Origin of the sequence: Variovorax sp. HW608, from assembly GCF_900090195.1 — a bacterium.
GTDB lineage: Bacteria > Pseudomonadota > Gammaproteobacteria > Burkholderiales > Burkholderiaceae_C > Variovorax.
The window spans coordinates 5293893-5309939 of the sequence record NZ_LT607803.1 but is presented as its reverse complement, the minus strand read 5'-3'; the positions used below and the strand labels follow the sequence as shown (position 1 = coordinate 5309939).

The following is a 16047-nucleotide window of genomic DNA, read 5'->3' as shown; positions in this document are numbered from 1 at the left end:
GCCGACCTGGCACCGCTCTTGCACGACCACGCCAACGACCATGCGCTACCGGACCACGATCGATTCGCACGTCTTCGAGTTCGCCGACCTGAAGCAGGTCATGGCCTGCGCGAGCCCGGCCCGCTCGGGGGACTTTCTTGCACGGATCGCGGCCGAGACGGCGCAGCAGCGGCTCGCGGCACGGCATGTGCTCGCCGAGACGCCGCTCGCGCAGTTCCTCAGCGAAGCGCTCATTCCGTATGAGGAAGACAACGTCACGCGGCTCATCATCGACAGCCATGACGCTGAGGCGTTCGCGCCCGTGGCGCACCTGACGGTCGGCGACTTCCGCAACTGGCTGCTGTCGGAGCAGGCGGACACGCAGACGCTGACCGCGCTCGCGCCCGGCCTCACGCCGGAGATGGTGGCCGCGGTGTCCAAGCTGATGCGCAACCAGGACCTGGTGGCGGTGGCGCGCAAGTGCAGCGTCGTCACGCGCTTGCGCGACACCATCGGCCTGCCGGGCCACCTGGCGGTGCGGCTGCAGCCGAACCACCCGACGGACGATCTGCGCGGCATCGCGGCTTCGCTGCTCGACGGGCTGCTGCTGGGCGCGGGCGATGCGGTGATCGGCATCAATCCCGCATCCGACAGCATGCAGGTGCTGGAAAACCTGCTGCGCATGCTCGACGAGGTGATCCAGCGCTTCCAGATCCCGACCCAGAGCTGCGTGCTCACGCACGTCACGAACACGCTGAAGCTGGCCGAAGGCGGCGCGCCGGTCGATCTGGTGTTCCAGTCCATCGGCGGCACCGAGAAGACCAACCGTTCCTTCGGCGTCACGCCCGAGCTGCTCGACGAAGCGCACGCCGCGGCGCTGGCGATGAAGCGGGGCACCCTCGGCGATAACGTGATGTACTTCGAGACCGGCCAGGGCAGCGCGCTCTCGGCCAACGCCAATTTCGGCGTCGACCAGCAGACCTGCGAGGCCCGCGCCTACGGCCTCGCGCGGCGCTACCGGCCGCTCCTGATCAACACCGTGGTGGGCTTCATCGGGCCGGAGTACCTCTACGACGGCAAGCAGATCATCCGCGCCGGCCTCGAAGACCACTTCTGCGGCAAGCTCCTGGGCCTGCCGCTGGGTTGCGACATCTGCTACACCAACCACGCCGAAGCCGACCAGGACGACATGGACACGCTCTTGGTGCTGCTCGGCACCGCCGGCATCAACTTCATCATGGGCGTGCCGGGCGCGGACGACGTGATGCTCAACTACCAGAGCACCTCGTTCCACGACGCGCTGTTCCTGCGCGAGACGATGGGCCTCAAGCGCGCGCCGGAGTTCGAGGCCTGGCTGCAGCGCATGCGGATCACCGATGCGGCCGGCCGGCTCGCCCCGCCCTCCGCCAACGCCATGCTCTCGGACATGGGCACGCTGAAGGCACTTGCAGGATGAACGAACCCACCCCCACCACGAGCAGCCCGCTCGATCCCTGGCGGTCCGCAACGCCGGCCCGCATCGCGCTGGGCCGCGCCGGATCGGGGATGCCGACGAACGAGGTGCTGCGCTTCGGCTGGGCCCATGCGATGGCGCGCGATGCGATCCATGCGGCGCTCGACGCGCAGGCGCTCGCCGACACCTTGCAGGCGCAGGGCTGGGACACACTGCAGGTCCACAGCCGCGCAGGCGACCGCACCTACTATCTGCGCCGGCCCGATCTCGGCCGGCAGCTCGCATCCGAAGATTCAGCGCGCCTTCGCGCGCTGGCGGGCACGCCGAAGGACCTCTCTATCGTGATCGGCGACGGGCTGTCGTCGATGGCCATCGAGCGGCATGCCGCCCCCCTGCTGGCCGAGCTGCGGCCGAAGCTGCCGCCCGCGCTTTCAATGACGCCCATCGTGATCGCGACGCAGGCCCGCGTCGCGCTGGCGGACGAGATCGCCGAGGATCTGGTCGCGCGCCTGTCGATCATCCTGATCGGCGAGCGCCCGGGCCTGAGTTCGCCGGACAGCCTGGGGGTCTACCTCACGCACGCGCCACGGCGCGGGCGGCACGATGCCGAACGCAACTGCATCTCCAACATCCGCCCCGAAGGGCTCGGCTACGCGGCGGCCGCGTTCAGGCTCGCGTGGCTGATCCGCGAATCGCTGCGGCGCGGCCTCTCCGGCGTCGACTTGAAGGACGAAAGCCACCTGGCGCTGGTCGACGAAGGCGCCCCCCCAAGATCGGGGGCGTAGCGAAGCATCGCCGCAATCACCGCGTTCCGCGGCAGCTTGCGAGTGCGTCGAGCGAAGGCTGATAGGTCGGCGTCTTGACGTCCATCAGGCCCAGCACGGTGTGATAGAGGTTGTCGTGCGTGAGCGGCTTGTCGAGCCCGGATTCCATGCACGAGCGCGAGAGCTTGTTGCGCTCGGTCATGCCGTCGCCGAACCAGGTCACCATCGGCACGCGCTTTTGCACATCGGGCGCGAAGCCGTAGGGCAAGCCGTGCAGAAACAGGCCGTATTCGCCGAGCGACTCGCCGTGGTCGCTCACGTAAAGAAGCGACGGATCGAATTTCCGCGACTTCCCCTCGAGCCAGTCGATGACCTTGCCGAGGAAGCGATCGGTATAGGCGATCGAGTTGTCGTAGCCGTTGATCAGCTCGGAGTGGCTGCACTCGGCCAGCGCATTCGTCAGGCACTCGGGCATGAAGTGCTTCACGTCGGCGGACGAGCGCTTGTAGTAGGCCGGACCGAGGCTTCCCATCTGGTGCATCACGAGCACGATGCCCTTGCTGCTGCGCTCCGCGGGCAGCGCGGCGATGCGCTGGTCCAGGCCGCTGAGCATCACCTCGTCGAGGCATTCGTCGGCATCGCACAGCACGCTCTTGACGGCCGGGGCCACGTGATCGAAGGCGAACGCATGCGGAACGCGGTCGCACACGCCCTTGCACCCGCCGGCCTGGTTGTCGAGCCAGAACACCGCCAGACCCGAGGCCTGGAGCACGTCCATCAGGTTCTCGAAGTCGTCCTCGCGCGCCTCGAATGCGTCCTTGCTGAGCGGCGAGAACATGCAGGGCACCGAAGCCAGCGTGTTGGTGCCGCAGGAGCGCACCTCGCGAAAGCTCAGCACATGCCGCGCGGCAAGCTCCGGCGTCGTGTTGCGCACATAGCCGTTGAGGCCGAAGTGATCGGCGCGCGCGGTCTTGCCCACCACCAGCACGAAGAGCGGCGGCTTGGTCTGGTTCGCGTAGCTCGCGCCAAGCACGGTGCCGCCGGTGATCGGCACCAGCTTGCGGCTGTGGGCGAACAGCGGCTTGACCACCACGGCAGTCGTCGAATAGATGCCCGCGAGCGGATTGAGCATGTAGCGCAGATGGACGTTGTTGCGCATCAGCGGCGCAAGCTGCCGGTTCATCGCGAAGGCACCGGCGGCGGCGACCGCCGCTGCGATCGCCAGCAGCGCGAGGTTGCGCCAGGCCTGCGACAGGACCGGCGCCGGCGCGATGCGCACGCGCCACAATGCCCAGGCCGGCAGCGCGACGACCCACAGCACGTTGAGTGCCATGCGCCAGCCCAGCAGCTCCTGGACTTCGCTCGAATCGGTCTGCAGGACGTTGGCCAGCATCGTCGGATCCATCACGACGCGATAGGTCAGCATGTAGTGCTGCACCACCGCGGCGAGCACGACGACGCCGAACCAGACCGGCTTCATCCATCGCGTCCATGCGGTGAACGAGAGCACCGCGACCATGCCGCAGACCAGGAGCAGCGACATCAGCGCGATCGAAGGCATGTAGACGCTGGGGGCGCCGCCGATGCGCGCGAGCTCGCTCCACAGCGGCCAGTTCGCGGCCACCGCGAGATAGAGACTCAAGCCGATGACCACGCTCTGCGCCGAGCGCGGGCGCGCGAACCAGTGGTCCAGTGCACGCCAGGGCTTCGGGACTGGCGGCGCGTTTTCTTCCATGGAGCTTGCCAGGGCGGGGGTGGACTGCGCGCGAATGGCGGACATCACACGAGACTAGGAATCATGACTGAAGACTCGCTGAATGGGTCGATAAGCTCTCATTCAGACTACGGGCCGCGAGCTTAGCGCCACCGAATGAATCCAGCCTGAAGCTCCCCCGCCGGGCCCGGCACCGATGGCGCTGGCACTAGACTTCCACTTTTGTCATCGGAAAAAAGGAGGGCCGAGGTGCGCATATTGCTGGTCGAAGACGACGCCGCCCTCGCGAGCGCGGTCTGCAGCTACCTCGTGGCCAAGGCCTTCGTGGTCGACGTCGCGCCGGGCCTCGCAGAGGCGCGCGCCGCGCTTGCCGCGGTCCAATACGCCGCGGTCCTGCTGGATCTGCACCTGGGCGACGGGGATGGCCTGTCGCTCCTGCCGAGCGTGCGCGCGCTGCGGGACCGGCCGATCGTGATCGTCCTGACCGCGCGCGACCAGGTGACCGACCGCATCCGCGGCCTGGACGCCGGCGCCGACGACTACCTGATCAAGCCCTACGACCCCGCGGAACTGCTCGCCCGGCTGCGGGCGGTCGAACGCCGGCGCAGTACCAGCAGTTCGCCGGTGCTTCAGCTGGGCAAGCTCGAGATCGACCTGGCCCGCGACCTGGTGCGCAAGGACGGCCTGCCCGTCACGCTCACGCAGAAGGAATGGGCGCTGCTGCGCGTGATGGCGACGCGGCCCGACCGCATCCACACGCGCGACAACCTCGCCGACGCGCTCTACGGCTTCGGCGACGAAGCCGACAGCAACACGCTGGAGGTGTTCATCAGCCGCCTGCGCCGCAAGCTCGGCCGCAACCACATCGAGACCCTGCGCGGGCTCGGCTACCGGCTTTCGTTCAGTCCCGACGACGAGGACGAATGAGCTTCGGCTTCCCGCGCCTGGCGACAGCCCAGCCGCTCAAGCGCGATTCGCTCGCGGGCCGGCTGACGCGCACGCTCATCGTGTGGGTCGGCGGCGTCTGGCTGCTGTGCGTGCTCGGCGTCGTCTGGTATGTGGACCGCGAGATCAACCACAACTTCGACAACGAGCTCGTCGAGGCCTCGCACCGCATGTTCGAGATGGCGCTGAACGAGCTCGACAGCCTGCAGGCCGCCCATCCGGAGGCGCCGAAGCCCCTGATCGCGCGGCCGCAGCTCTTCGCGTCGAACGCCGTCATCTACCAGGTGGTCGACCCGGGCGAGCGCGTCCTGCTGCGCTCCGCCGAGGCGGCCGACACCTCGTTCGACGTGCCGCTGGCGCCCGGGTTCGCGAACGCCGAGCCGTGGCGCATCTACACCGTGCATCACCCCACGCGCGACCTCTATTTCCAGGTCGCCGACCCGCTCGACGCGCGCCGCTCCACCCTCAATCGGACCCTGCTGGGCCTGATCATTCCATTGGTCGCGGTTCTGCCGCTCTTGGCGCTGGTGCTGCGCAATGTCGCGCGCAGCGAGCTTCGCGGGCTGCAGGCGCTGGCCGCCGAGATCGAGCAGCGCAGCGGCACCGACCTGCGCCCGATCCGCCTGCCAGGCCTGCCCAAGGAACTGCGCTCGGTGGGCGACCACGTCAACCAGTTGCTGGAGCGGCTGTCGCAGTCGCTCGACGTCGAGCGCGCACTGGCCGCGAATGCGGCGCACGAGCTGCGCACGCCGCTCGCCGCGGCGCGGCTGCGGCTCCAGACGGCGCTCGAACACGAGCTGAAACGCGAGGAAGTGGTGGCCGCCCTCGAAGCCCTGCAGGTGCTCGGCCACCGCGCCGAAAAGCTTCTGCAGCTGTCGCGGGCGGAGTCCGGCGCCTCGCTGTCGCGGGCGCGGATCGACCTGGTGCAGCTCGCCGGCACGGTCGCACAGGAGTTCTGGCAGGACCCGGGCGCGAACGAGCGCCTCAAGCTCAAGGTGCCCGACAGCGAACCGCCGATCGCGCTCGGCGACGTCGATTCGCTCGCGATCGCGTTGCGCAATCTGGTCGAGAACGCCCTGCGCTACGGCAAGGGCCGCGTCTCGATCGAGGTGATGTTGCCTTGCACGCTCTGCGTGCGCGATTTCGGGCCCGGCGTGAGCCCGGAACAATTGCGCACCCTGCAGCAGCGCCACATACGCCACGGCTCGGACCACGCGGGTTACGGGCTGGGCCTGTCGATCGTGAACACCATCGTCGAGAAGCTCGGCGGCCAGCTCGAACTGGCCTCGCCGCCGCCGGGCGCATCGACCGGCTTCGAAGCGCGGATCGTCCTGCGGCCGGCGTGACCGTCTAGAGCGCGAACCCGTCGTCCGCCGCGATGACCGCGCCGTTCACGAAATGGCTTTCGCCGCTGGCGAGCAGCACGATGAGCCCGTCGAGGTCCTCGGGCTTGCCGATGCGCTTGCGCGGCAGCATGCCCACGAGCTTCTGTCCGCCGTCGGTAAACCAGTGCTCCTCGTTGAGTTCGGTCGCGATGTAGCCCGGGCACAGCGCGTTGACGTTGATGCCGAAGCGCCCCCACTCCAGCGCCATGGCACGGGTCATCTGCACCACGGCGGCCTTGCTCATGCAGTAGACGCCGATCTGGGGCAGCACCTTGAGCGCGGCGACCGAGGCGATGTTGATGATGCGCCCGCCGATGTAGGTGCCCGGCGCCGCGCCCTTGGCGCGCGCGAGCATGCGCTTGCCGACCTCCTGCGCGACGAAGAAGGAGCCCTTGACATTGGTGTCGAAGATGAAGTCGTAGTCCTCGACCGAGACCTCCTGCAGGCGCTGCGTGGTGCTCACGCCGGAGTTGTTGACGAGGATGTCGATCGGCCCGACCTCGGTTTCGGCACGCGCCACCGCGGCCTTGATGCTGCCCTGGTCGGTGACGTCGAGCTCGACCACGTGGGCGCCGCCGCCCTCGCCCTCGATGCGCGCGCGAAGCTCCTTGAGCTTGTCGGTGCTGCGGCTCGCAAGCACCACCGCCGCGCCCGCACGCGCGAGCGCCTTGGAGAACTGCGCGCCGAGTCCGCTCGATGCGCCGGTGACGAAAGCCACCCTGCCGGAAAGATCGATGCTGTACGCCATGGGGAGATCCTTTGGGAGTCGCCAACGCGACGGCTCGGGGCCCATGCAACCGCCGCATAAAATGGCCCGGCCACAGCGGTGCCTCGCACCCCCGAATCATTATCGACGAGACCCACATGACGAACGACGAAATACTTGCCCAGTTCGGCCCCCGCGAATCCATGGAATACGACGTGGTGGTGGTCGGTGCCGGCCCCGCAGGCCTCTCGACGGCCATCCGGCTGAAGCAGCTCGCCGCCTCGCATGGCAAGGAGATCTCGGTCGTCGTGCTCGAGAAGGGCTCCGAGCCCGGCGCGCACATCCTCTCGGGCGCGATCATGGATCCGCGCGCGCTCTACGAGCTGCTCCCCGACTGGGAAGAAATGGGCGCCCCGCTGAACCAGCCCGTCACGCAGGACACCTTCCTGATGTTGACCGAGACCGGCGCCACCCGCACCCCCAATTTCATGCTGCCCCACAACTTCCACAACGAGGGCAACTACATCGTCAGCCTCGGCAACGTGGTGCGCTGGCTGGCGCAGCAGGCCGAGGCGCTCGGCGTCGAGATCTTCCCGGGCTTCCCGGCGGCCGAAGTGCTCTACACCGAGGACGGCAAGGTGCGCGGCGTCGCCACCGGCAACATGGGGATCGGCAAGGACGGCGAGCCCACCGACAACTTCCAGCTCGGCATGGAGCTCCTGGGCAAGTACACGATCTTCGCCGAAGGCGCGCGCGGCCACCTGGGTCGCCAGCTGATCGCCAAGTACCAGCTCGACGCCGGCAAGGATCCGCAGAGCTACGGCATCGGCATCAAGGAGCTCTGGGAGATCGACCCCGCGCGCCACGAGCCCGGCCTCGCGGTGCACACCGCCGGCTGGCCGCTGCCCTCGGACACCTACGGCGGCTCGTTCCTCTATCACGCCGAGAACAACCAGGTGATCATCGGCTTCGTGGTCGGTCTCGACTACCAGAACCCGTACCTGAGCCCGTTCGAGGAATTCCAGCGCTTCAAGACGCACCCCAACATCCGCTGGTACTTCGAAGGCCAGGACAAGGGCCTGAAGGCACCGAAGCGCCTGAGCTACGGCGCACGCGCGATCACCGCCGGCGGCCTGCTCTCGCTGCCCAAGACGGTGTTCCCGGGCGGCGCGCTGGTCGGCTGCGATGCCGGCTACCTCAACGCCAGCCGCATCAAGGGCAGCCACGCCGCGATCAAGACCGGCATGCTCGCGGCCGAGGCCGCCTTCGACGCCGTGATGGCGGGCCGCCAGCACGACGAGCTCACGGGCTACCCGGCCGCCTTCGAGCGCAGCTGGCTGCACGCCGAGCTCAAGAAGGCGCGCAACTTCAAGCAGTGGTTCAAGAAGGGCATCGCGGTCGGCACCATCATGACCGGCATCGAGCAGTTCCTGCTGCGCGGTCACGTGCCATGGACCATCCACCGCGACCAGCCCGACCACGAGCGGCTCAAGCGCGCGTCGGCCTCGAAGAAGATCGACTACCCGAAGCCCGATGGCAAGCTGACCTTCGACCGGCTCTCCTCGGTGTTCATCAGCAACACCAACCACGAGGAGAACCAGCCCGCGCACCTGACGCTGAAAGACCCGGCGGTACCGACCCGGATCAACCTGCCCGAGTACGCCGGCCCCGAAAGCCGCTACTGCCCGGCCGGCGTCTACGAGTTCGTGCCGGATGAGGCAAGCGGCAAGGAGCGCCTGCAGATCAACGCGCAGAACTGCGTGCACTGCAAGACCTGCGACATCAAGGACCCGACGCAGAACATCGTCTGGGTCACGCCCGAAGGCGGCGGCGGGCCGAACTACGTCGGCATGTAGTTGAGCCCTGGCGGGGTCACGCGGCCCAGTCGACGGTAACCGCGAGCCCGCCGAGCCGGCGCGATCGCGAGACGGCGACCGTCGCCTGCTGCACCGATGCGATGCGCCGCACGATCGACCAGCCCAGGCCGCTGCCGCTTTCGCCGCTGCCCAGGACGCGGAAGAAGCGCTCCCCGCAGCGCGCCATCTCTTCCTCGGTCATGCCGGGGCCGCTGTCCTCGACGAGGAGGCGCACGTGGCCAGGGGGCCGTGCGAGTTCGACGCGAACATCCGCCCCTTGCGGGCTGTAGCGGATCGCGTTGTCGACCAGATTGCGCACCAGCACGGCGAACATGGCGGGGTCTCCCCGGACCTGGCATGTCTGCGCCGCATCGACCTTGATGTTCTGCCGCTTGCGGATCGCGGCGGGTGCGGCATCGGCCACCACGCCGCGGACCAGGGCGCCGAGCTCCAGGGCCCTGGATTCGAGTTCCGCGCCGCCCTCCAGACGCGACAGTGTCAACAGCTGTTCGACCAGATGCGCGGCCCGATCGCAGCCGGCCACCGTCGCCCGCAGCGCGTGGCCTCGCCTGGCATCGTCGGTCTCGGCGAGCGCGACCTGCGCCTGCGCCCGGATGGCGGCGATCGGCGTGCGCAGTTCGTGCGCGGCGTCGGCAGTGAAGCGGCGCTCCGACGCCATCAGTTCCCCGATGCGCCGGAACAAGCCGTTCAGGGCGTCGAGCATGGGCGCCATCTCCGACGGCGCGCCGCCAAGCGTGATCGGGTCCAGGGCCTGCGGCTCGCGCTGCGTCAGCATCCGGCCGAGTTGCCTGAGCGGCGTCACGCCGCGCCGGACCGCCCACCAGACGGCCAGCGCCAGCAGGGGCAAGGCGACGAGCATCGGCCAGAGCGTGCTTCGAAGCACGGCCCAGAGAATGGAGGACCTCGAATCCACCCGCTCGCCCACATACACCAGCACGTCGCGCTCGCCCCCGTAGGTGGCGAACACGCGCCAGCGCACGCCGTCGATCAGGGTGGTCCGGAACCCCGAACGGAAGCGCTTGTGCACATCGACCATCGGAAGCAGGGGCGCATTGGCGGACCGCAGGGTCAGGTGGCCTTCGTGGAAGACCTGGAAGGCGACCTTGGGCGCGTACCGGTGCAGCGTCGGCGCCTCGATGTCGGTGCCCTCTTCCGAGTTCTCGCGCATCTGTTGCGCCACCAGCAGCGCAGCGCCTTGCGCCAGATGACCGTCGAGCAATTCGTCCAGCTCATGGCGGACGTCGAGCCACGTCATCACGGCGGTGGCAACCCACACGCCCATGACCAGGCCGAGCACCAGCAGCAACAGGCGACCTTGGAGCGAGCGGGGCATCGTCCTTCAGCTTGCGGGGTCACGCGGCAGCATGTAGCCGACGCCGCGCACGGTCTGGATCAGGGAGGCGCCGAGCTTGCGGCGCAGGTGATGGACATGCACCTCGACCGCATTGCTCTCCACCTCCTGGCCCCAGCTGTAGAGGTGCTGTTCGAGCTGCTCGCGCGTCAGCACGCGCCCGGCGTTGAGCATCAAGGCATGCAGCAGCGCGAACTCCCGGGAGGCCAGCGCCACCGGCACGCCGGCGCGCTGCACGGCGTGGGCGCCGGGGTCGAGCACGACATCCTGCGCGTGCAGGCGTTCCTGGGGCTGGCCGTGGGCGCGGCGGATCAGGGCGCGCAGCCGCGCCGCGAGTTCGTGCAGGTCGACCGGCTTGACGACATAGTCGTCGGCGCCGACATCGAGTCCGCGGATGCGGTCCGGAACGGCGTCGCGCGCGGTGAGCACGAGGATCGGCATCGAGACGCCCGCCTTGCGCACGCTGGCGAGCACGGGCAAGCCGTCCTTCAGCGGCAGGCCGAGGTCGAGAACGGCCGCGGCATACGGCTCCGCGCGCAATTCGCGTTCGGCCGCTTCGCCATCGCGTACCCAGTCGACCTGGAAACCCAGCTGGCGAAGCCCGGCGCGCAGCCCGTCGCCGAGCAGCGGGTCGTCTTCGGCCAGCAGGATGCGCATAGGGAATTGTGTACGCGAAACGCGAGGCTCAGTCGTCGTCGCGATCGGGGCCGACGGCCTTGCCGGACACCACCGCCGGGCCGCCGGAGATGCCGGTCGGCATGCCCTGCCACTGCGTCCACCAGAAACCCAGGACGGCCACCAGCATGAGGATGCCGACGCTGCGCCAGGCGCTGCGCACGCCGTCCTCGGGCCGTCCGGGCTTGCGGCCCGTGATCATGGCCCCGACCAGGTTGTCGCGATGCATCCAGCTGGCGAGCAACACACCGGCGACGTGCAGCAGGACGACGCCAAGCATGAGATTGGCCGCGGCCTCGTGCAGCTCTTCGAGCCACTTGCCGCCGACGTCCTGGTAGTTGGCCCAGCCCGACGCCGTGACCGCCAGCGCCAGTCCGAGCAGCGCGACGATGGCGAGCGCGCCCGCCGGGTTGTGTCCGACGTGATGCGCCGTGCGACCGCGAAGCATGCTGCCGAGATAGGCCACGGTGGCGCGCGGCCCGCGCACGAAGCTCGAAAAGCGCGCGTGGCGCGTGCCGATCACGCCCCACAACAGGCGGAACGCGACGAGGCCCGCCAGCGTGTACCCGAGCGTCACGTGGACCAGGCGCCAGCGCTCCTGCTCGGCAGTGAGGTAGGCGCCGGCGAAGCACAGCACGATGAGCCAGTGGAAGACGCGCACCGGCAGGTCCCAAACGAGGACCCTTGCGGCCCCCTTCCCGGGTGCGGGACGCTCATCGGGGGATGCGGACATGGTGTTCATTGAAATCTCCTTGATCGGCTTGGGTGTGGCAGGCCGCGCAGTTCGCGGCGCTCCTGACGCTCGGCAGCTTCCAGGTGGCGGCAGCGACCTCGCGGTGTTTGCGGATGAACCAGGCTGAACGCGTGATGCGGTCGTCGGGCGGCGGCTCGCTCCTGCGCCCGTCGCGCGCCGCATTCGCCGTCAGCCAGTCGGCCAGCGCGCTCACCGTGGCGGGGTCGAGCAAGGCATCAGTGCCGTAGTGGCGCGGCAGGTTCGCCGTCACGCGCTGCCACGAGGCGGCCGGCATCAGGCCGGGCGGATAGGCGATGTGGCAGGCCGCGCATTCCTGGGTGTACTTCGGCAGCAGGGGCACCCGCGCGGAACGGGCCCCCTCGTCCGCCCAAACCTGCGCGCCGAGCAGGGCGACGGCCAGCCCGACCCAGCCAAGTCGACGGGCACTCATGGCTTCAGCGTCATCAGCCAGCCGAGCACATCGGCCTTTTCCGCTGCCGTGCATTCGCGCCCCATGACGTCGTTGCAGTTGCGGCGAAACCATTTGTCGGCCCTGGCAGCGTCGGTGAATCGCTCGGGATTGAAAGCAGGCGCGAGCGCGGCGATCGGCTTGCCGGTGGCCGCATGCCGGCCCGGTGCGGTGGGCACGGCGCCATGGCAGGCGGCGCAACTCCACTCGCGCCCATGGCGGCTGTTGAACAACGACTGGCCGCGATCCGGGTTCGGCGCAGCGCCTGCCTGCTCGCCGTAGCCGGCGAGCAGATCGGCGGGGGTGGCGGCGCCTGCGACGGGGACCATGGCCGCGGCGGCCAGACAGGCCGCGACGACGCGCGAACGATGGGGTTTCGAGAACGGTTTCAAAAAGCTCATGGCGACTCCTCGATGGGCATCGTGTCGCCGGGCTCTTAGCGTTTTCTTAACGCACGGGGCGCCCCCTCAATCCCCACTTGACGCCTTCGAACCACATCCAGCTCAAGGCCGACCCGCCCAGCGCCGCGAGCAGCAAGATCGGCGAAGGCTGCACGAACGAGAACAGCCGTCCGAGCGCCGGCACCGCGAGCACCACACCCAGCAAGGCGATCGTGGCCAGCACGATCCAGCGAAACTCCCTGCCGGACTCGCCGTCGACCCGCGCGACACCGCGGCCCCAGGAACGGTTGGCCTGGATCAACGCCAAGTTGGACAGGACCAGGACCACGAAGGTCAAGGTCCGCGCCAGGTCGTCGCGCTCGCCCTCCGGGGCCAGAAGTCGGACGCCGACATACAGGGCGACCAGCAGCGCGAGCAGGCCGGCACCTTGCCAAAGCCCGCGGACCAGCACCGCCTGGTCGAACAGGCGCTGGTCCGCGCGGCGCGGCGGCCTCTTCATGGCATCGGGCTCCAGCGGCTGGGCCTCGAACACCACCGAGCAGGCCGGATCGATGATGAGCTGCAGGAACAGGATGTGCACCGGCATCAGCAGCAGCGGCCAGCCCAGCAGCAGCGGCGCGATCGACAGGCCGACGATCGGCACATGCGCGGCCACCACGAACACGAGCGCCTTGCGCAGGTTCGCGAACACCCGGCGCCCGTAGCGCACCGCGGTCACCAGCGAGGCGAAGTCGTCATTCAGGAGGACCAGCGCGGCCGCCTCGCGGGCCACCTCGGTGCCGCGCGCGCCCATCGCCACCCCGATGTGGGCCGCCTTCAGCGCCGGGGCATCGTTCACGCCGTCGCCCGTCATGGCCACCACGTCGCCCCGGGCGTCGAAGGCGCGCACCAGCCTCAGCTTCTGGTCGGGCTGGACGCGGGAGAAGATGTGCGTTTCGGCCAGGCGCGCCGCGAGCGCTTCATCCGAGAGCTCCGCCAGCTCGACCCCGGTGACGACCGCCCCATCGGCGTCGAGGCCCGCCTGCCGCGCCACGGAAATCGCGGTGGCCGAATGGTCGCCGGTCATCATCACGACGCGGATGCCGGCTTGCCTGCACTCGGCAATGGCCTGGGGCACCTCGGGGCGCACCGGGTCTTCGAGCCCCACGAGGCCCAGGAAGCGGAAATCGAAATCGTGCTGGATGCCAGGCAGCGGGGCTGCGCCAAAGGTGGCCTGCGCCACGCCCAGCACGCGCAGCCCGTCCCGCGCCATCACCCGCACCTGCGCGGCCACTTGCGCGCCCTGGCCGGCATCCATGTGGCACAGGTCGACGATGGCTTCGGGCGCGCCCTTGGCCGCGATCAGGCGGTCGCGCTGGTCCGGCGACTGCCAGACGCGCGACATGGCCAGCATTTCGGGCGACAGGGGGTAGTCGTCGACCAGCGTCCATTCGGCATGCAGGTGCTCCGTGCCGGCCAGGAGCTGCTGCCCGGCCGCGGTGATCGCGGATTCCATCGGGTCGAAGGCCCGGCGGTGGCTGGCCAGCACGGCGTACTCGAGAAGACCGTGCAGCTCCTCCTGCAGCGCAGGCGCCGATGGCCGCCGGTCGTAGACGGCTGCTGCGGACCACAGGCGCCTCACCGTCATCTGGTTGGCGGTCAGCGTGCCGGTCTTGTCCACGCACAGCACGGTGGCGGCGCCGAGCCGCTCGATCGCGGGAATGCTCCGGGCCAGGACCTTCTCGCGCGCCAGCCGCCAGGCGCCCAGGCCCAGGAAGAGCGTGAGGACCAGCGGGAGTTCTTCCGGCAGGATGGCCATCGCGAGCGTAAGGCCCGCCAGCACGCCGTGCAACCAGTCGCCCCGGGTGATGCCGTACGCGACGGCGAGCACGGCGGCCAGCGCCAGGCCGACGGTGGCCACCTGCCGGACGACGCCGCGCGTCTGCTGCTGGATCGGCGTGGACTCGCCTGCGATGCCCGCGAGCGATTGGCCGATGCGCCCCAGCGCGCTGCGCTCGCCGGTGGCGCTCACGCATCCGCGACCGGTGCCCCGCGTCACCAGCGTGCCAGAAAACGCCCGGCAGGCGTCACCCGCGCCGGACGACGACGCGGCCTCCTTGGCCACCGGCACCGATTCCCCGGTCAAGAGCGATTCGTCGATCGCGAGGTTGGCTGCTTCGACGATGTCGATGTCGGCCGGAACCCGGTCGCCCTCGGCCAGCAGCACCACGTCGCCCACCACCAGCTCGCGCGCCGCGATGCGCCGCACCGCCTCGTCGCGAAGCACCTGGGCCTGCGGGCTCGACAAGTCCCGCAAGGCATCGAGCGCGCGTTCGCTGCGCCGCTGCTGGAAGAAGCTGATGCCCATCACCACGAAGACGAAGCCCAGCAGCATCAGCGCTTCCCAGGCGTCGCCGAGCATCATGTAGATCGCCCCGCATGCGGCGAGCAGCAGGAACATCGGCTCGGAGGCCACCTCGCGCGCCAGTCTCAGCACGCCGCGTGGGCGCGACACCGGCAGCTCGTTCGGGCCGTCCCGCTGCCGCCGCAGCGCCGCCTCGCCATCGCTCAGGCCGCCGGTCGCGGGCGGCGATGCCGAAGCGGGCGCGCCCGGGCTCATGGTTGCGTCTGGGCGGCCGGCGTCGCGTGGTCGAGGTCCGGCCTGCGCCACGGATCGACGTGCGTCATCAGGTTCAGCACGCGATGCCGCTGCAGCACGCGCTGGCGGGCTTCGACCGCGATGTCGTGGCCCTCTTCGACGCTGATCGTGGCATCGACCTCGAGGTGCGCATCCACGACGATCATGTCGCCCATCTTGCGCGTGCGCACGTCGTGCACGTTCCGCACGCCGTCGGTCTCGGTCAGCGTGCGGCGTATCGCCTCGACCTCCTCGTCGTCGACCGAACGATCCATCAGGTCATGCAGGGCATCCCAGCCGAAGCCCCATCCCATCCTGGACACCATGAACCCGACGATGAGCGCGGCGATCGGGTCGAGGATCGGATAGCCGGCCAGGTTGCCGATGATGCCGATGCCGACCACCAGCGACGAAGCCGCATCGGAGCGTGCGTGCCAGGCATTGGCGACCAGCATGCTCGACTTCACGCGCTTGGCGACGGCCAGCATGTAGCGAAAGAGCAGTTCCTTGGCGACGAGCGCGCCGCCGGCCACCCAGAGCGCGACGATATGCACCTGCGGCACGGTCTCGGGCTCCTCGAGCTTGCGAATGGCCGACCACAGCATGCCCACGCCCACGGCGAGCAACAGCAGGCCGAGCGCCAGGGAAGCGGCGGTCTCGAAGCGCTGGTGGCCGTAGGGGTGGTCCTCGTCGGCTTCCTTCTTGCTGTGATGGCTGGCAAAGAGCACGACGAAGTCCGCGACGAGGTCCGACAGCGAATGGATGCCGTCGGCCACGAGGCCCTGGGACTTCGAGAACAGGCCGACCGTGACCTGGGTGAAGGTCAGCAGCAGGTTGACGCCCACACTCACCCAGGTGCTGCGCGAGGCCGCGCTCGCGCGTTCGGCGGTGCTGTGCCGGGTGTCTTCGGGGTCGTCGGTCAGGTCATCGAGATTCATGGGGTCGCGCACGGTGTGGACCCCGAAGCCTAGCAGCAGC

The 16047-nt window shown here is 69.3% G+C and carries 14 protein-coding genes; 5 read left to right on the top strand and 9 right to left on the bottom strand.

The genetic code is table 11. The annotated features are described in order from the left end of the window. Positions 1-40 precede the first annotated feature (40 nt). Positions 41-1435, top strand: a complete 1395-nt coding sequence (locus VAR608DRAFT_RS25180; protein ID WP_088956554.1) for an ethanolamine ammonia-lyase subunit EutB — start codon at positions 41-43, stop codon at positions 1433-1435. Then, positions 1432-2217: an ethanolamine ammonia-lyase subunit EutC gene (gene eutC, locus VAR608DRAFT_RS25175; protein ID WP_088956553.1), complete on the top strand. Its 786-nt coding sequence runs from the start codon at positions 1432-1434 to the stop codon at positions 2215-2217. The genes VAR608DRAFT_RS25180 and eutC overlap by 4 nt, the downstream gene beginning before the upstream one ends. 16 nt (positions 2218-2233) lie before the next feature. On the opposite strand, the gene VAR608DRAFT_RS25170 is transcribed toward eutC, so the two are convergent. Continuing rightward, positions 2234-3931, bottom strand: a complete 1698-nt coding sequence (locus tag VAR608DRAFT_RS25170; protein ID WP_088956552.1) for a phosphoethanolamine transferase — start codon at positions 3929-3931, stop codon at positions 2234-2236. A 228-nt stretch (positions 3932-4159) separates the two neighbouring features. Between VAR608DRAFT_RS25170 and VAR608DRAFT_RS25165 the strand changes: the two genes are divergently transcribed. Both VAR608DRAFT_RS25165 and VAR608DRAFT_RS25160 read left to right on the top strand, forming a co-directional pair. After that, positions 4160-4837 (top strand): response regulator, encoded by a 678-nt coding sequence (locus VAR608DRAFT_RS25165; RefSeq protein ID WP_088956551.1) that lies wholly within the window; start codon positions 4160-4162, stop codon positions 4835-4837. Continuing rightward, entirely contained in the window at positions 4834-6201 is a 1368-nt protein-coding gene (locus tag VAR608DRAFT_RS25160; protein WP_088956550.1) for a sensor histidine kinase, read from the top strand. The genes VAR608DRAFT_RS25165 and VAR608DRAFT_RS25160 overlap by 4 nt, the downstream gene beginning before the upstream one ends. A 4-nt stretch (positions 6202-6205) precedes the next feature. On the opposite strand, the gene VAR608DRAFT_RS25155 is transcribed toward VAR608DRAFT_RS25160, so the two are convergent. Then, positions 6206-6988, bottom strand: a complete 783-nt coding sequence (locus VAR608DRAFT_RS25155) for an SDR family oxidoreductase (RefSeq protein WP_088956549.1) — start codon at positions 6986-6988, stop codon at positions 6206-6208. Between the two features lie 116 nt (positions 6989-7104). Here VAR608DRAFT_RS25155 and VAR608DRAFT_RS25150 point away from each other — a divergent pair, with 116 nt between their 5' ends. Then, positions 7105-8802 (top strand): electron transfer flavoprotein-ubiquinone oxidoreductase, encoded by a 1698-nt coding sequence (locus tag VAR608DRAFT_RS25150; protein WP_088956548.1) that lies wholly within the window; start codon positions 7105-7107, stop codon positions 8800-8802. 16 nt (positions 8803-8818) lie between these two features. Here the strand turns inward: VAR608DRAFT_RS25150 and VAR608DRAFT_RS25145 are convergent, their stop codons facing one another. From VAR608DRAFT_RS25145 to VAR608DRAFT_RS25115, 7 genes are read right to left on the bottom strand one after another with little or no spacing between them, the layout of a single operon-like run. Next, entirely contained in the window at positions 8819-10156 is a 1338-nt protein-coding gene (locus VAR608DRAFT_RS25145) for an ATP-binding protein (protein WP_088956547.1), read from the bottom strand. A 6-nt stretch (positions 10157-10162) separates the two neighbouring features. Next, complete coding sequence (locus VAR608DRAFT_RS25140; RefSeq protein ID WP_088956546.1) at positions 10163-10831, bottom strand: winged helix-turn-helix domain-containing protein; 669 nt, start codon at positions 10829-10831, stop codon at positions 10163-10165. 28 nt (positions 10832-10859) lie between these two features. Next, positions 10860-11591, bottom strand: a complete 732-nt coding sequence (locus VAR608DRAFT_RS25135) for a cytochrome b/b6 domain-containing protein (protein ID WP_088956545.1) — start codon at positions 11589-11591, stop codon at positions 10860-10862. After that, a complete protein-coding gene (locus VAR608DRAFT_RS25130; protein WP_088956544.1) occupies positions 11563-12033 on the bottom strand; it encodes a diheme cytochrome c in 471 nt (156 codons plus the stop codon). Before VAR608DRAFT_RS25130 ends, VAR608DRAFT_RS25135 begins: the two co-directional genes overlap by 29 nt. After that, positions 12030-12452, bottom strand: a complete 423-nt coding sequence (locus tag VAR608DRAFT_RS25125) for a DUF1924 domain-containing protein (protein ID WP_088956543.1) — start codon at positions 12450-12452, stop codon at positions 12030-12032. Before VAR608DRAFT_RS25125 ends, VAR608DRAFT_RS25130 begins: the two co-directional genes overlap by 4 nt. 46 nt (positions 12453-12498) lie before the next feature. After that, positions 12499-15051 carry a cation-translocating P-type ATPase gene (locus VAR608DRAFT_RS25120; protein ID WP_088956542.1) on the bottom strand — a complete coding sequence of 851 codons (2553 nt, stop codon included), beginning with the start codon at positions 15049-15051 and terminating at the stop codon, positions 12499-12501. Further along, on the bottom strand, positions 15048-16007 hold the full coding sequence (locus VAR608DRAFT_RS25115; RefSeq protein WP_088956541.1) for a cation diffusion facilitator family transporter: 960 nt from the start codon (positions 16005-16007) through the stop codon (positions 15048-15050). Before VAR608DRAFT_RS25115 ends, VAR608DRAFT_RS25120 begins: the two co-directional genes overlap by 4 nt. Positions 16008-16047 lie beyond the last annotated feature (40 nt).

Excerpts from the sequence above, each read along its gene's own strand:
- VAR608DRAFT_RS25145 (WP_088956547.1), bottom strand. The coding sequence starts at position 10,156 with ATGCCCCGCTCGCTCCAAGGTCGCCTGTTGCTGCTGGTGCTCGGCCTG.
- VAR608DRAFT_RS25160 (WP_088956550.1), top strand. The coding sequence starts at position 4,834 with ATGAGCTTCGGCTTCCCGCGCCTGGCGACAGCCCAGCCGCTCAAGCGC.
- VAR608DRAFT_RS25120 (WP_088956542.1), bottom strand. The coding sequence starts at position 15,051 with ATGAGCCCGGGCGCGCCCGCTTCGGCATCGCCGCCCGCGACCGGCGGC.
- VAR608DRAFT_RS25115 (WP_088956541.1), bottom strand. The coding sequence starts at position 16,007 with ATGAATCTCGATGACCTGACCGACGACCCCGAAGACACCCGGCACAGC.
- eutC (WP_088956553.1), top strand. The coding sequence starts at position 1,432 with ATGAACGAACCCACCCCCACCACGAGCAGCCCGCTCGATCCCTGGCGG.
- VAR608DRAFT_RS25150 (WP_088956548.1), top strand. The coding sequence starts at position 7,105 with ATGACGAACGACGAAATACTTGCCCAGTTCGGCCCCCGCGAATCCATG.
- VAR608DRAFT_RS25140 (WP_088956546.1), bottom strand. The coding sequence starts at position 10,831 with ATGCGCATCCTGCTGGCCGAAGACGACCCGCTGCTCGGCGACGGGCTG.
- VAR608DRAFT_RS25170 (WP_088956552.1), bottom strand. The coding sequence starts at position 3,931 with ATGGAAGAAAACGCGCCGCCAGTCCCGAAGCCCTGGCGTGCACTGGAC.
- VAR608DRAFT_RS25130 (WP_088956544.1), bottom strand. The coding sequence starts at position 12,033 with ATGAGTGCCCGTCGACTTGGCTGGGTCGGGCTGGCCGTCGCCCTGCTC.
- VAR608DRAFT_RS25125 (WP_088956543.1), bottom strand. The coding sequence starts at position 12,452 with ATGAGCTTTTTGAAACCGTTCTCGAAACCCCATCGTTCGCGCGTCGTC.
- VAR608DRAFT_RS25135 (WP_088956545.1), bottom strand. The coding sequence starts at position 11,591 with ATGAACACCATGTCCGCATCCCCCGATGAGCGTCCCGCACCCGGGAAG.
- VAR608DRAFT_RS25180 (WP_088956554.1), top strand. The coding sequence starts at position 41 with ATGCGCTACCGGACCACGATCGATTCGCACGTCTTCGAGTTCGCCGAC.
- VAR608DRAFT_RS25155 (WP_088956549.1), bottom strand. The coding sequence starts at position 6,988 with ATGGCGTACAGCATCGATCTTTCCGGCAGGGTGGCTTTCGTCACCGGC.